The sequence below is a fragment of the Bacteroidota bacterium genome (assembly GCA_016706255.1).
Classification (GTDB): domain Bacteria; phylum Bacteroidota; class Bacteroidia; order Chitinophagales; family BACL12; genus UBA7236.
The window spans coordinates 846,319-859,946 of the sequence record JADJJZ010000029.1 but is presented as its reverse complement, the minus strand read 5'-3'; the positions used below and the strand labels follow the sequence as shown (position 1 = coordinate 859,946).

The 13,628-nt window shown below is 34.1% G+C and carries 14 protein-coding genes; all 14 read right to left on the bottom strand.

Annotated features, from left to right (window positions below; genetic code table 11):
* Positions 1–10: 10 nt before the first annotated feature.
* Positions 11–382: a hypothetical protein gene (locus IPI65_21695; GenBank protein ID MBK7444045.1), complete on the bottom strand. Its 372-nt coding sequence runs from the start codon at positions 380–382 to the stop codon at positions 11–13.
* Between the two features lie 83 nt (positions 383–465).
* Entirely contained in the window at positions 466–1,161 is a 696-nt protein-coding gene (locus IPI65_21690; protein ID MBK7444044.1) for a hypothetical protein, read from the bottom strand.
* A gap of 20 nt (positions 1,162–1,181) precedes the next feature.
* Positions 1,182–1,403, bottom strand: coding sequence for a hypothetical protein (locus tag IPI65_21685; GenBank protein ID MBK7444043.1), 222 nt, complete (start codon positions 1,401–1,403; stop codon positions 1,182–1,184).
* 320 nt (positions 1,404–1,723) lie between these two features.
* Positions 1,724–3,304 (bottom strand): Na+/H+ antiporter, encoded by a 1,581-nt coding sequence (locus IPI65_21680; GenBank protein MBK7444042.1) that lies wholly within the window; start codon positions 3,302–3,304, stop codon positions 1,724–1,726.
* 178 nt (positions 3,305–3,482) lie between these two features.
* Positions 3,483–3,962: a DinB family protein gene (locus tag IPI65_21675; protein ID MBK7444041.1), complete on the bottom strand. Its 480-nt coding sequence runs from the start codon at positions 3,960–3,962 to the stop codon at positions 3,483–3,485.
* A gap of 791 nt (positions 3,963–4,753) precedes the next feature.
* The gene (locus IPI65_21670; protein ID MBK7444040.1) at positions 4,754–6,589 is read right to left on the bottom strand and encodes a hypothetical protein; all 1,836 of its coding nucleotides are present in this window, start codon (positions 6,587–6,589) and stop codon (positions 4,754–4,756) included.
* A 73-nt stretch (positions 6,590–6,662) separates the two neighbouring features.
* Positions 6,663–7,136: a hypothetical protein gene (locus tag IPI65_21665; protein MBK7444039.1), complete on the bottom strand. Its 474-nt coding sequence runs from the start codon at positions 7,134–7,136 to the stop codon at positions 6,663–6,665.
* Between the two features lie 49 nt (positions 7,137–7,185).
* Positions 7,186–7,794 (bottom strand): DUF1211 domain-containing protein, encoded by a 609-nt coding sequence (locus IPI65_21660; protein ID MBK7444038.1) that lies wholly within the window; start codon positions 7,792–7,794, stop codon positions 7,186–7,188.
* 223 nt (positions 7,795–8,017) lie between these two features.
* Positions 8,018–8,323 carry a hypothetical protein gene (locus IPI65_21655; GenBank protein ID MBK7444037.1) on the bottom strand — a complete coding sequence of 102 codons (306 nt, stop codon included), beginning with the start codon at positions 8,321–8,323 and terminating at the stop codon, positions 8,018–8,020.
* A 508-nt stretch (positions 8,324–8,831) separates the two neighbouring features.
* Positions 8,832–9,413, bottom strand: a complete 582-nt coding sequence (locus tag IPI65_21650) for a Crp/Fnr family transcriptional regulator (protein ID MBK7444036.1) — start codon at positions 9,411–9,413, stop codon at positions 8,832–8,834.
* A 395-nt stretch (positions 9,414–9,808) separates the two neighbouring features.
* Positions 9,809–10,255, bottom strand: coding sequence for a response regulator (locus IPI65_21645; protein ID MBK7444035.1), 447 nt, complete (start codon positions 10,253–10,255; stop codon positions 9,809–9,811).
* 54 nt (positions 10,256–10,309) lie between these two features.
* Entirely contained in the window at positions 10,310–10,864 is a 555-nt protein-coding gene (locus IPI65_21640; GenBank protein MBK7444034.1) for a helix-turn-helix transcriptional regulator, read from the bottom strand.
* 12 nt (positions 10,865–10,876) lie between these two features.
* A complete protein-coding gene (locus IPI65_21635) occupies positions 10,877–11,275 on the bottom strand; it encodes a hypothetical protein (protein ID MBK7444033.1) in 399 nt (132 codons plus the stop codon).
* A complete protein-coding gene (locus tag IPI65_21630; GenBank protein ID MBK7444032.1) occupies positions 11,257–13,620 on the bottom strand; it encodes a PAS domain S-box protein in 2,364 nt (787 codons plus the stop codon). Before IPI65_21630 ends, IPI65_21635 begins: the two co-directional genes overlap by 19 nt.
* Between the last annotated feature and the right edge of the window lie 8 nt (positions 13,621–13,628).

Here is a 13,628-nt window from a genome sequence, read left to right as displayed (position 1 = left end):
ACATTAATATTTACCAGAAATAATGGAAAGGGTAAATGATATCGGTTCGTAACATTCGAACCACAAGCTTTTGCGCGTAGAAATTATATTGGGTATAAAAACTGTTGTAAAAGCGATTGATTGGTTTAGCAACACTTAAACCTGAATCCGGATGTTTTAATCCGCCTGCTACCGATGATTTCACCGGTGCTACAATTCTTTCGGTTTGTGCAGTGAGGCTTAATAAATCGGGGAAACCAACTTTAGTAAACTGCTGAGCGTGTTCAACATTTGGTGCAGATGCAATTTCAAATGGAGTTGAATTTAGTCCGTAACCGAACAGGATAGCTCCGTACAGCGCAATTAAAAAAACACCTGAAATTATCCGAAATCCTTGTTTCACAGTGCAAAATTAGTGATTTATTTGCGAAATGCGTTACAAACCACTTTATTAAAAACTGAAGTAAAAAGCTGTTATATTAAATATTAATATATATGAAAATCGGCATATACGGTTGTTTCATTATGTTCAAAAAACCATTTAACATATGGCCTGAGTGCATACATAAACCCTGACGACCGACTTGAAATGACATACATTGAATTACCGATGCAGCAAATAAAAGCGCAAGTATTAAAATAAACATAACATTTATGCGTGGTTAGATTAATTGCTGCTTTTTCTGCTGAGGTGCTATCATCAAAAACCCATTCTTCTATAAATCCATCAATAAAATATTTTCCGTAATAGTTTTTTGCTGCTTCTCGTTGAGTAAAAAAATAAGATGTAATAGATTTTGCTTTTTTAAATAACCTCAAATCAATAGCGTTTTCGAATGTTGTATCAGATGGATTATTTTCGATTAAATATAATATTAGTGAAGACTGCTCCAATGTGTAATTGAAAAAGTGATATTTATTAATTGTTGATGGTGAACTTAAATCGCGATAAGCGTAGGTTTTAACCATGCGCGATGAATCATAACCAAATCCCATACTATCCATGTAAGCAGCAAAGCTGTAAAGCGGTGTGGGAGCCGTTTCCGGTTGACTATTCGTTTGGTTATTTATTGCTATAGTATCAGTTTTTGTGGATATGTCTTCAACTAAAACTTTATTTTGCTTTTTACAGGCAAACAAAAGTATCAAAATTGTAAAAATCGCAAAGTAGGTTTTGATCATAATATTTTGCTGCCGGTAAATTAATCCATATGCCCGATTTCCACTACTTCTTGATGTACTTTATCGGGAATAATTGTAATATATAAATTTATAATTTCCTCATAATCTATTTCACTTTTCGGTATTATAACGATTGGAGAGGTTGATGTCGTATTAATTTGAATCTTTTTGGTTTTGAAAACATACCCGGATTCAACCATATATATATGTTTTACTTTTGCATAAAGGATTATCGAATTCATTTTTTTAGAATGAATTTGTATGCTATCCGGCAAAATTGTCAAACTTGTTTGCACACTTCTTTTCCGACGAAGTATAATTCCTATAAGGAAACAAATAAGTGAAATACCTAAGAAATTGAATATCCAGGCCGGAAGTATCTCGTAATAGGAATGATACATTTCACCGCTGTTTCTGGCCGGGAAATCAATTATAAAAAAAAGTATAAACCCACATACTGAAAAAGCAAATAACAGGTTGGAAATCAAATATAGAAATTTGATTTTCACCAAAAGTTTCACTTGAAAAATATTTGAAGCTTCAACCATTACACTCGATTATGTTATATAATTTTCAATCGCTCTTCTTCCAAATCCAATTGATAAAGTTGGGTTTGAATGATATCTTCATTAATTGAGGGGTCTTTGTTGAGTTCAGTTAAAAAGGCCCTTTGCACTTCTAATACTTCTATTAATAATATTTTAGCTTCATCGGTTATCCATTCATCATTATTTGCTTCTTTAGTTTTGTCCTCCCAATAGAGCAATAGTTTTTGAATTCCGGTTTGTTGTTGTGATTCGCCGTCGTATTTGTTTTTTAAAAACGTAAATGTGTGTTCGCGTAAATCATGTTTCATTTTTTTACGAATTTCCTCTTCGGGTTCTTCTTTTATAGTATCGAATACTTTAAATCTGCGGATAAAATAAGGTAATGTTAATCCTTGAACCACTAGAGTAAGTAGAATTACGACGAACGTAATAAATAATATTAAATCACGATAAGGAAAATCAGCACCATTTATTTGAACCGGAATGGCAAGTGCAGCAGCTAATGATACTACTCCACGCATGCCGGTCCACCCTAACATTAAAGGCAATAACCACGTACGCCTTCTTGTTGAGGCACGAGGTGCAACACTCGGGCGGAAAATAAATGTGGCTAATAGAGCGATATAGGAACTTACAATGCGAACCAGAATTAAAACGATGGTAACCATAACGCCGTATCCAATTGCAGTGGACACCGGAATGCCTGTTTCTTTTAAACCGTCAACAATTTGAGGTAATTGTAAGCCAATAATGAGAAATACAATTCCATTTAAAATAAATACAAAACTTTCCCAAACACTATACCCTTTTACGCGACTGCTGCTATTTAAAAAGGTAAGACTTTTTGATGACATGTAAAGTCCGGCAGCTACAACCGCCAGTACACCTGAACTGTGAATTTGTTCAGCTACCCAATAAATTAAATAAGGCTCAATCAGAGTTAATGCAATATCTGAAGTTGCGTCGGTGGGTAGTCGTTTATGTGCCTGAACAAATATCCATCCTAAAATTAATCCAATGGCCACACCTCCGATTACCATCCATAAAAAACTTAAAGACGTATCTTTCAAAATAAATTGTCCGGTGCCAACTGCAATTAATGCAAAGCGGAAAATAATTAAAGAGGATGCATCATTTAATAAACTTTCCCCTTCAAGAATGGTTGCTGTTGCTTTGGGAATTTTTACAAATTTTGTGATGGCTCCCGTACTCACTGCATCCGGTGGGGAAACAATTCCGCCTAATAAAAATCCTAATGCTATTGTAAATCCGGGAATTAAATAATTGGTAAACAAAGCAACTGATAATGCCGTAAAAAACACCACTAAGAACGCGAAACTGCCAATAATGCGCCACCATTTTTTCATTTCCTTAAATGAGATGGACCAGGCAGCCTCAAATAATAATGCGGGTAGAAACAAGAAAAATATTAAATCGGGATTCACTTTTACATGCGGTAATCCCGGGATAAAACTTATAACTAAACCGCCCAATACCAGTAAAATGGGGTATGCTATTTTGAGTTTGTTTGCCCACATGTGTAACAGTACAATAACCGCTACCATTGCCAATAAAAAAGGTAAAATTGTATGCATGCCTAAATAAACTTTTATGCCTGAATTAATGCTTTAACCTGAAATTCAATGTGTTTTTATAAACTAACACCTCAGGTTAATCCAAAACTAAGCATAAAAGGTTACATTTTTATAAGCTGAATGTTTATCATCAATTGATAATAATTCAATAATTGCAGAGATGCTTACAGCTAAATAATCACTTAAGTAACCTTAACTGCCCAATATGATATTGTAAATGGGTAGTTCTGGTAACTATGATATTAAACTTATTGCGATGTGGTTCTTTTGCAAAATCTTCAGCAGAAACGCTGGTATGTTTTTCCATCCATTGTTCAGGTTGTAAGGATTCGAATTTTTGTGCTAAAATGGCACATTGATTTTTCCAGAATGCACGTAATTCGCCAACGGAGGGCAAATTTTCTACCGTTTTATCGGCGGCTTTCAAAAAGGGTTCATGTAATTCAGGATAAATTTTGTTTCCCATGTCGAGTAATACCAACATATCATCATGCACTGCTATGAGGTGACCTAACACATAAAGGCCTCTGTTTTTGCCCGGTGCAATTTCCCTCATCAGTGTTTCATCGCTTAATTCATTGAGCAAATTATCACAGTTTTTTAATGAAGTATTCCATCGGTCAAATACAATTTTGTAAAAAATTTCTAACGTTGTCATATTGTTTAGTTTTAATGATTGCACAAAAATACTGTCTAATTTACACCTTCAGGGTGTGTAAAATAGACAACCTAACGGGGCAATTTGGACAAGTTGTGAAAGGTATTATACCTTACAAAGAGACTAAATGAGACGCAACAATATCATTTACAGTAAAAAGTATCAATGCCCGTGTGCCAAAACTCAGGAATGTATTAAATGCATTTTTTTTAAAAAACCGAAACAGGAAAATTAAAATAATACCAATTACGATTCGGGAAGGCCCAATATAGATATCTAATTTATTTGAGGTCAAAATTAATAATGCGATATAAAATGTGAGTATTATACCTATCGCGAAAATTGGCCAACTATTTTTGCTTTTCGCATTAATGAAATTTATGAGTAAACCAATTGCCAATAAAACGGGGCTACATCTACCTGCTATATAAAAAAGTGAACTGCCGGGGTATTGCCAAATGTCTAATAAAACGCCTATATATGTTAAACTTAACAATATGATTAGCAAGGACCAAAAACTTTTTCCCAGGATGGCAAAAGTAAGGAATAACGCAATTGAACTAAAGCAAATAAGAAAAATGAAACCATCATATTTATTATTTGTTTGCCATAAAATTAGCATGAATAATAATATACATAGATGTAATACTTCTAATATTTTATAAATGGGAAAGTGTTTATTCAAAAGGCTTTATTTTCTTCGGAAACTATAACAAATATAAAAACATATTTATTAAAATTTAGGAAATCTATAAAACAATTATGTAATTGCTTTTTTCTACGTGTTCAATCTAGTTTTCAAAATCTCTCATATACTCAAATCCACATGGAAACGCAACATACATTAAATTTCTTCTGATTTCCAGGTCTGAGCGTATTAATTTTTGGCGCTGTTCCTCCATGAACATTTTATCCATATATTTCAAATCCTTTTTGATACTGTTTTCACTTCGGTAATTATCAAAAGGTTCAAGCAGGCTGTTAAACTGTTGTTTAGTTGAGGGTTGTAAGGTTAATGTAACCTCCATAATTTTATTTAATGGCACGTGTACACTAGCAGTAAACATTGCTTCACCTTTGTATCCAATCGAAATAATTTCAAGCGATGCATTGGGAATAAAAAGTCTTGCCTGTGGACTATTCCCAATTAAAAAGTTTACCTTATCTTTTGTATTTAAGCGTGTTATACTTTTAATTGTTGGCATAACAAGGTAGGTATAAACTCGGTCGTAATCCGCACCGTTGGTAACCTGAGCGGATAATTCATAAGGTTCCGCTACGGGTGCCGGTTTATCAACATTTACCCATCCTGTATTAGTCCATGTAAAACTATATTTTTCCATTCGATACTTTTCTCGCCGGAATAAAACATCCTTATATTCTTCAACAACTTTACTAAATTTTTCGGTTTCCTTTTCGTTAAGGGCTAACATTTTATCGGCAGTACGTTTTAAGTCCGCCTCAACCTTTTTTAATTGCGCAGAATAATAATCTTTTAATGACGCTGTATTTTTATCAGCATCTTCAACATTGGTTAATTTTTGTTTGTAAAAACTTTCAAACACACTATCTACTCCTGTAACTTCATTTTTTAAAAAATCTGCAACCATACTATCTACTTCATATAAATTTTTATCTAAATTATTGATATACATCTCAAGCACTACATTATTGCAGGTTTTGAAGATTTCCTGAAGACGTGTTTCAAATGCTTTTGTGGCAATAAAGGTATTTTGGAAGGGTTCTGTTTTAATTACTTTGATTATTGCAGGGTTGATACCTTTCGATTGGCCATAATAAGTGAGCGTATCATTAATTGATACACTATCAATCCAATAGGAAACGCCGGAATAAACACCATTTGTAACTCTGGCCTGTTCGTTTAAAAAGGGCTCGTTGTAAACTGTAGGCAACAAATTGTTTAATAATTTTCCATCATATTTATAACTTAAGCTATAGTAAAAACTATCTACCAGTTCGGGAGTAGCAATTTTGTAATTTTTGTAGGGTAAATTCTTTTGTACGGTTGCATAAAAATTATACGGTAAAAAATCGAGCTCAGATAAATTTGTGGTAGTAAGATAATTATTGATTGGCACGGGATCAATCCAATTCATATTGCCGTCATCATCGCGAACACCTTTATATGCCATCATTCCATCCTGTTTATTGTCGGTGGGAATTTCTATTTGCACCGGTAAATTTTTATTAATAGTAAGTTGTTCGCCATTTGCTGTAACATTGAAATATAACATGCCACCTGATTCCAATTGTAAACCATTACTGGTTGTTTCCAGGTTAGATAATAAGATATCTTCTAAAGCAAAGGCTTCGGCCAGTTCTATCTCAGCGGTGCCTTCAAAAATATTACCTTTTGCATCAAGAAAACACCCTTTAGGGCAAACGATCACTGTCCCTTTATTGCCCTCTATAACATTATTTGAATCGCAGTTAATGTTATACTGCTGACTGGCAACCATACTGTTTTTAAACGGGTCGGAGTTTGCAAATTTGCTTGTAACTGAAGCGGAACGACTATTGCAGCCAAATGCAGCAAATAAAACTAAAATGGAAAAAATTGTGAAAAATAGGGAAGCGGCCTTCAATTTGTGGGTTATGATGGACATAGTGGAGTGTTTTATGAGGGTATGACGAATGGAGTGAATGATTAGTTACAGGTGAATACTCAATTAATTACACTCACCAATGCTCTATAATTTCAATAAAAGTTGTTGCAAAAGTAGTTCCATTGTAACGCGCATCCATCCAAAAAACACCGGGCTTTGTAAATTTCCATTTTATCCATCCTATATTCCAAGCCGGATCAACCGGTAAAATTATTGAATCTAAATCTTTATAGGTATTTTGTTCAGCGCTTACTGTTTCCCGCAAAACAAAGGTGATACTATCAACACCAAAAGCCTCCTCACACAAGGTATAAAAATATAAGTTTTTATAAATCTCGAAACCAATTGAATCTCCGAATATCAGGTCGAATTCAATATTTGTTTCTAATAACTGTGTACTTAAAATATCTGTCTCGCAAGGCCATGTGTCCCCTTCAGGTGCTTTGTCACACAGGATAACTTCACATTGTGCAAACACGGAATTATACGAAAATAGATATATCACTATTGTGGTTATAATATTAGCAGGAATTAACTTTCTAAGCATTAACATAATTGAAGTTGATTTTATAAATGAATATTTCTTAAAATAATTATCAATGTCGCCATAACCTGAACAGATGTAAAAGCAGTACAACAATAAATAAAATAAACGAAATATATGTACTGACAAATGCAAAAGGAATACTGGCAATTTGTAGTAGGATGCCGATTAAAATAATAATATTTTCTCTTTTTGTAGATAAGGTTTTTTGAGCATCTTCATGAATCATGTTTTGCATTTGAGCATAAACCCATATAGCAGAAAAAGCAAGGTTCATCAAAATATAATTTACGGCTACAATGGTTACAGCCTGAGCACTTTCAAAATTTCTACCCGCCAGCGACGTAGTAAACGGCGTAGCAGATAAAAAAAGAATAAATAAAAAATTGAGGAATGCCAACTGAATATTTACTTTTTTAAGTAAACGAAACAAATTGTGGTGATCAAGCCACAAAATCATAATGGTTGAAAAAGAAATAAAATAGCTGACAAATGATGGTGTAAGATGAATTAAGTAGGATTTGAGACTGGCATCGGATTCAAAGGATTCTTCAGGGACTCTAAATTCTAAAACCAGAATGGTCATGATGATGGCGAGAATGGCATCAACAAATGTTTCAAACCTGTTCTTTTCATTTTCTGTGGAGAATTGTTTTAACATAGTGCATAATTTAGGGTTAAATGTATGGCGACGCGGTTAAAACAGTTTTGTAATTCCCAAATCACCAAACCGGTAGTAAATTTAAATAATTCAATTTAATTGAACATACCGGTTGGGGGATTTTTGAAAGAAAAGGAAGGCTGTATGCAGGTATTAGTTGTTTTTTAATAAGGCCTAAAGCTCAAGCTTATGTTTGGATACCGATTGGTGCAAGCTGTTAACTTCAGGCACTGACATCCTTCATTTTGAGCTTCTTGAAGATGCAAATATGCAGGAAAATGATTGTTGCAGGAGCAAAGGAAGGTATAAGCGCAAACGGGAATTTTGTCATCTCTAATATGCCTGTGGTGTTGGTTTCAATTGCTTGTTTGGTGACTATCACTGCACTGGCAAGCACACTTATAATATCCCAAAATCCGATTATGTTCCAAACGAGGGTGATTTTTTTAAAGTTAGGCGCTTTTTTATCAATCATCCTTGCAACAATAATTGCGGTTAAGGCTACAAAAATATCACCTAAGGCCACCAATCAGTGCAAATGATTTCGGTAAAATGCCAAATTGCCAGCCAAGAATAAAAAATATACCTACAAATCTAAAAGTATGTAATCGCACGAGTGCTGATAATTGCACATTTTCCAAAACCCTCCAAAATATTTTAGTTCTGAATACAAACATGAAATAAAATATTGCCAAAGGAATTGCTGTAAACCATAATATTTTTGGCGGCAGGGTATTTACTTGAAATATGCCGGTATAACTCATTAATGCAACGTATAAATAATACAGCAAGAAAAAAATGCTAACATTACGGGGTAGATTTTTGGGTATTTTATTACCGATTTTGCCAACGTTTGTAACGTTTTTAATTGTTTGCACAATCATAATAACTGGGGACAGAAAACTAATAAAAAATAAGCCTGAAAGCCAAACCGGGACTGCATTGGTGAAAATTTCCATAAAAATTGTTCATTTGGTGAATTGATGATGCAAAATTCTGTTGTTCACCGGAAAGTAATCTTGTCATTTGACAAGTTTTTACTTAGCAGTAATCTCTTTACGAATGCGGCTTAAGGAAGAATCTGTTATGCCAAGGTAGGAGGCAATTATTTTTAATGGAACATGTTTAAAAATATCGGGATGTTTTTGGAGGAGGTTTAAATACCTGACTTCTGCTGTATCTTTTATCATACCCAACATGCGCTCGTGTAAATTCGAATAGTTGGTAACCAGCATCATTCGTCCAAATTCTCGAAATTCAGGATAAGTATGAAAATAATATTGCACCTGTTCAAAACTCATTTGTCGAATACTACAATCTGTTAATGTCTGAAATGCTTCTGCCGTTGGTTGTTGTTTAAAAAAAGATAAAAAATCGTTGACAAAACATGGGGCTTCATAAATGTTAGTGGTTACCTCTTCACCATTATTATCGAATGTAAATGAGCGCACAATACCGGATTCTAAAAAATAGGTTGCTTTACTTACTTTATTTTCCGAAATCAACAACGTGTTTTTGGGAACCTGTATTTTTTCAAATGCCTCAGCAAGTAAATGCGATTTATCCGGAGACATAGCCACCAATTGTTGAATATAATCAGATAAATTATCTACACTCATTTTTTAGATTAAAGTAATGTATCATCCTTTGGATGCTACAAAAATATTGATTTTATAAATCATAATTGCTTTGATGATAAACAAATAATTACTGCAAGAATTTAATACAACCACATATTTCAAGGGCAATCGAATTAAATTACATATGGCAACACCAAAGTCCAGCCTTGTAAAGGCGAAAGAATGTTAAAAAACAAACACCCGGTATATTTATATTAACCAGCTCTGTAAGAGCGAAAGAACGGTAAAAACGGTCTCCTTGACACATATCTAAATCCAGCCTTGTAAAGGCGAAAGAATGGTAACAACGCTATCCCCAAAAAAAGAATCAGCGCTGTAGGGGCAACAAAATGGTAACCCTAACATTACCAAACGGTAGCTTGAGTTATTATTACTTACAACCGTAATAAAAAATGCGATTTATTAAAAAACGTATTTTGATAGGTATAGGCAGTCATGACCACTTTATTTAGAACCTGAATCAACGCTTCAAAACTATTTGGCTTATTGATGTAGACATTGGCGCCATTTATTAAGGTTTCTTCGATATCCTTTTCCGATAAGGATGTTGAGAAGATGGCAATCGCGATATCATTTAATTTTTCGTCCATCCTTATTTCCTTAAGACATTCCATGCCATTTTTTTTCGGCATATTTAAGTCCAGGAACAACAAATGCGGCAAATCTTTAGCGGCCCCTTTTAGGTAATCCATTAATTCAATCCCATCATTAACGGTATGGACATTTGTTTTTATTTTTAACTCTTTTAATGCGTCAAGAAACAGCAGACGATCATTTTCCTCATCATCTGCAAAAACGATATTTAACGGTTCATTTGTCATAATATGCCTGTTTTTTTCTGATTATTTAAATGATTAATGACCAGTTATATGTATTTATTCATTATTTGATTCCCGCTTTTTCAAAATTATCCTTTGAAAAACAGTAGGGGTAATTCCTGTAATACTTTTAAATTGATTGCTGAAATGGGCAGTGCTGCTGTAGTTTAGCTTCCACGCGATTTCCGTAATATTTAATTCGTTCATTGCCAGCAGTTGTTTTGCTCTTTCAGTTTTTTGCAATAGAATATACTTCTCAATTGAAGTATAAGTTTCGTTGGAAAACAAATTTGCCAGATAATTGTAATTGTAGTTTAATTTATCTGCAAGGTATGCAGAAAACTTTACCGGATTTTTTTCATCCGTAAATACCATCTCAATAATGCTATCTTTTATACGTTGAACGAGAATACTTTTCTGACTTTCAACAATTTCGATATTACAACTGCTTAAATTTTTATTGAGCGTCTGCATCATCTCGTCTGATAAAGGTTCTTTAAATTCCACCTCACCTAAGCTTAATAATGCATACTTTAGTTCCAATTTATCCAATTGTTCCTGTAGCAGGTTCTTGCAAATTTTATTGATGTCGTAATTGATATAGAGTATCATAAAAATTTGTTTTTATTTTTGTTTTATTGGTATATAGATATCAAAAATTGCGCCTTTATCCAATTCGCCACTTGCTTTAATGATGCCTTGGTGATTGTCAACAATTGTTTTGGCAATAGCCAGGCCCATACCGGTTCCGGCAATTTTTTGATGATCGTGTAAACGCTGGAAAACTTCAAAAATGCGCTGGTTGTATTGTGGTTCAAAACCAATCCCATTGTCACTTAAACGGATGTGATAATATTGTGCAGTGCTGTCGGGATTCACATCCGGCACCTGTTGAGCATTTACAATTTCATTGGAAATATTTATGCGAACGGGCAAATCCTGTTTTGCAAATTTTAATGCATTGCCAATTAAATTATATAACAGTTGTCGGAACTGAAAAGGAATTACATAAACTTCTCCCAAATCACGGTTTCGATGGTAGCTTGTTTTTCAGCAATGGTTTCAGCAAATTCTTCTTCTATTTCATTTATAAGAGGATTCAGTTTTACCAATTTATATTGCCTTTCTTCTGTTCTGGTTCGCGAATAGGCGAGCAAATCAGAAATCAAGTTTTGCATGCGTTTAGCGGCATTGTATATTTTATTAAAATAAGTGCGACCTGTTTCAGAAAGATTTTGTAATTCCGTATCACTGAATCGGGATGCAAAAATTTGAATTTGGCGCAAAGGTTCTTGTAAATCGTGACTGGAAATGTAGTTAAACGATTCCAGTTCTTTATTACTTTTTTCCAGCTCTTTGTTTTTTACTTCAAGTTCTCTAAACGCAGCCAGAATAATATCTTCAGCATTTTTTTTATCAGACAAATCGCGGGTAACTTTAGAAAATCCGATAATATTATCCTGATTATCATGTAACGCAGTAATCACTGTATTGCCCCAAAACTTACTTCCGTCTTTGCGAACACGCCAGCCTTCGTGAATGGCTTTCCCAGCTTGGGTGGCCTCATTCAACAATTGTTGTGGTAGATTATCTTTTTTGTCCGCTTCCGTATAAAATTGTGAAAAGTGTATTCCGATAATTTCATCAGCTTTATAACCTTTTATTTTTTCAGCACCTTCATTCCAGTTTTCAACTTTGCCATCTTTACTTAAAAACAAAATAGCGTAATCCTCCACCTCAGTAACCATCCTGTTAAAACGTTCTTCACTTTTTTGTAAGGTAGCCGCTGTTTTATTTAATTCTTCATTAATTTTTTCAAGGTCCGCATTTATTTTTTCTAAACGCAGGTTCATTTCAGTTGTTTCGGTTATATCTCTCGTAATCCCTAAAATTCCGATAATTTGTTGCAAGCTATTGCGCAGTGGTATTATCCAGCTTTCTCCAAATCCTCGTGCACGCTGAAATTCAACTTTTGAAAAGTGCAAAGATTTCCCATCATGCAGCACCGAACTCAGAATTCTATTCCACTGGTCATTATCATATTCCGGATATATTGTTAAAATGTTTTTACCTATCGTTTCTTCTTTTTTTAATCCTGAATGTGCTTCTATTTTTTTATTCCAGACGGTGATATTTAAATTTTCATCGGTGGCAAAAACCATTGCGGGGTCACTGGCAATAATTAAATCTGCAAATGCACGTTGATCTTCTATTTGTTGTAATGCTTCTTTACGCTCAGTTATATCCACGTATGATGTGAGTGCATATTTAACATTACCAATATCAATTACTTCGTAGAAAACTATGGCAAAAAAATTCGAACCGTTTTTTCTGGTGTAGGTAACTTCAAAACCATTTTGAAACATTTTTTCCCGCAGCTTCAATAGCAGGTCGGCTCTTTCTTCTGCCGGCAAACCCTGCAGCTCTTCAAGTGTGCGGTCTTCCTCTAGATGCCCCATTATTATAGGCAATAACCTTGCTGTTTCCTCAGGTGATACCAGGTTTAATTCCTCTGCCGTGTGGCCAATCACTTCTTTCGGTGAGTAACCAAATATGGTATAGAAATAATTGTTGGCATACACAATTTTATCGGAACTAATTTCACCAAATGTTAATGCGACCGGGTTATTATCAAACATTTGTAAAAATTGTTCTCCGGTTTTTTGCAGCTCAATATTTTTAAGTGCTAATTCTTTATTTGATGCATCTAATTTTTCATGTACATCCTCTAATTCGTGAATTACGTTATTAAGGCGAACATAAAATCCCAATAAAATTAATAACGCTCCCAGTGATAAAGAAATAATAAAAAGTGGTGTAACTGCAGAAAGCTCCGTATAACTTTTATTGCGTTGTTCAAGCAATTTAGTTTCCGTGGTTGACATTTTATCAATCTCCTGCTTTACAATTTCGGTTTTTTGTAATGCATTAGTCAGGCTGTTCGATAAATCCGGTGAAATATTTAAGGGTTTATATGTTTCAAGTAACATATTGAGATTCTCCTTTTTTTCAGCAATCACCTTGCGTAAATTAATCAGGTTGGCTGATTGTTCCGGATTATCTACAGTTAAACTATCGAGTATATTTAGCTGTTGCTCAATGTTTGAAAAATCAGCATCACGTGCAAGTATCATTGCAGAATCACCGGTTACCAGATAACTTTTCTGATTACTGAGGGCATTTATAAAAGCGTTGGAAACTTTTTCGAGCGTGGTATTTACCTTATTGGTATGATTAATCCACTCGGAACTGGCAATCAGGCTTTTAATCTGGAAAAAGGTATAAAAAGAAAGAGCGACTAAAAATAAAGTGGTCAGGATATAGAAGCTCCTTACCTGTATGAGTGTCGGTTTTACTTTAGTCATCATATTTTAAT

Excerpts from the sequence above, each read along its gene's own strand:
- IPI65_21690 (MBK7444044.1), bottom strand. The coding sequence starts at position 1,161 with ATGATCAAAACCTACTTTGCGATTTTTACAATTTTGATACTTTTGTTT.
- IPI65_21685 (MBK7444043.1), bottom strand. The coding sequence starts at position 1,403 with ATGAATTCGATAATCCTTTATGCAAAAGTAAAACATATATATATGGTT.
- IPI65_21680 (MBK7444042.1), bottom strand. The coding sequence starts at position 3,304 with ATGCATACAATTTTACCTTTTTTATTGGCAATGGTAGCGGTTATTGTA.
- IPI65_21675 (MBK7444041.1), bottom strand. The coding sequence starts at position 3,962 with ATGACAACGTTAGAAATTTTTTACAAAATTGTATTTGACCGATGGAAT.
- IPI65_21670 (MBK7444040.1), bottom strand. The coding sequence starts at position 6,589 with ATGTCCATCATAACCCACAAATTGAAGGCCGCTTCCCTATTTTTCACA.
- IPI65_21665 (MBK7444039.1), bottom strand. The coding sequence starts at position 7,136 with ATGCTTAGAAAGTTAATTCCTGCTAATATTATAACCACAATAGTGATA.
- IPI65_21660 (MBK7444038.1), bottom strand. The coding sequence starts at position 7,794 with ATGTTAAAACAATTCTCCACAGAAAATGAAAAGAACAGGTTTGAAACA.
- IPI65_21650 (MBK7444036.1), bottom strand. The coding sequence starts at position 9,413 with ATGAGTGTAGATAATTTATCTGATTATATTCAACAATTGGTGGCTATG.
- IPI65_21645 (MBK7444035.1), bottom strand. The coding sequence starts at position 10,255 with ATGACAAATGAACCGTTAAATATCGTTTTTGCAGATGATGAGGAAAAT.
- IPI65_21640 (MBK7444034.1), bottom strand. The coding sequence starts at position 10,864 with ATGATACTCTATATCAATTACGACATCAATAAAATTTGCAAGAACCTG.
- IPI65_21630 (MBK7444032.1), bottom strand. The coding sequence starts at position 13,620 with ATGATGACTAAAGTAAAACCGACACTCATACAGGTAAGGAGCTTCTAT.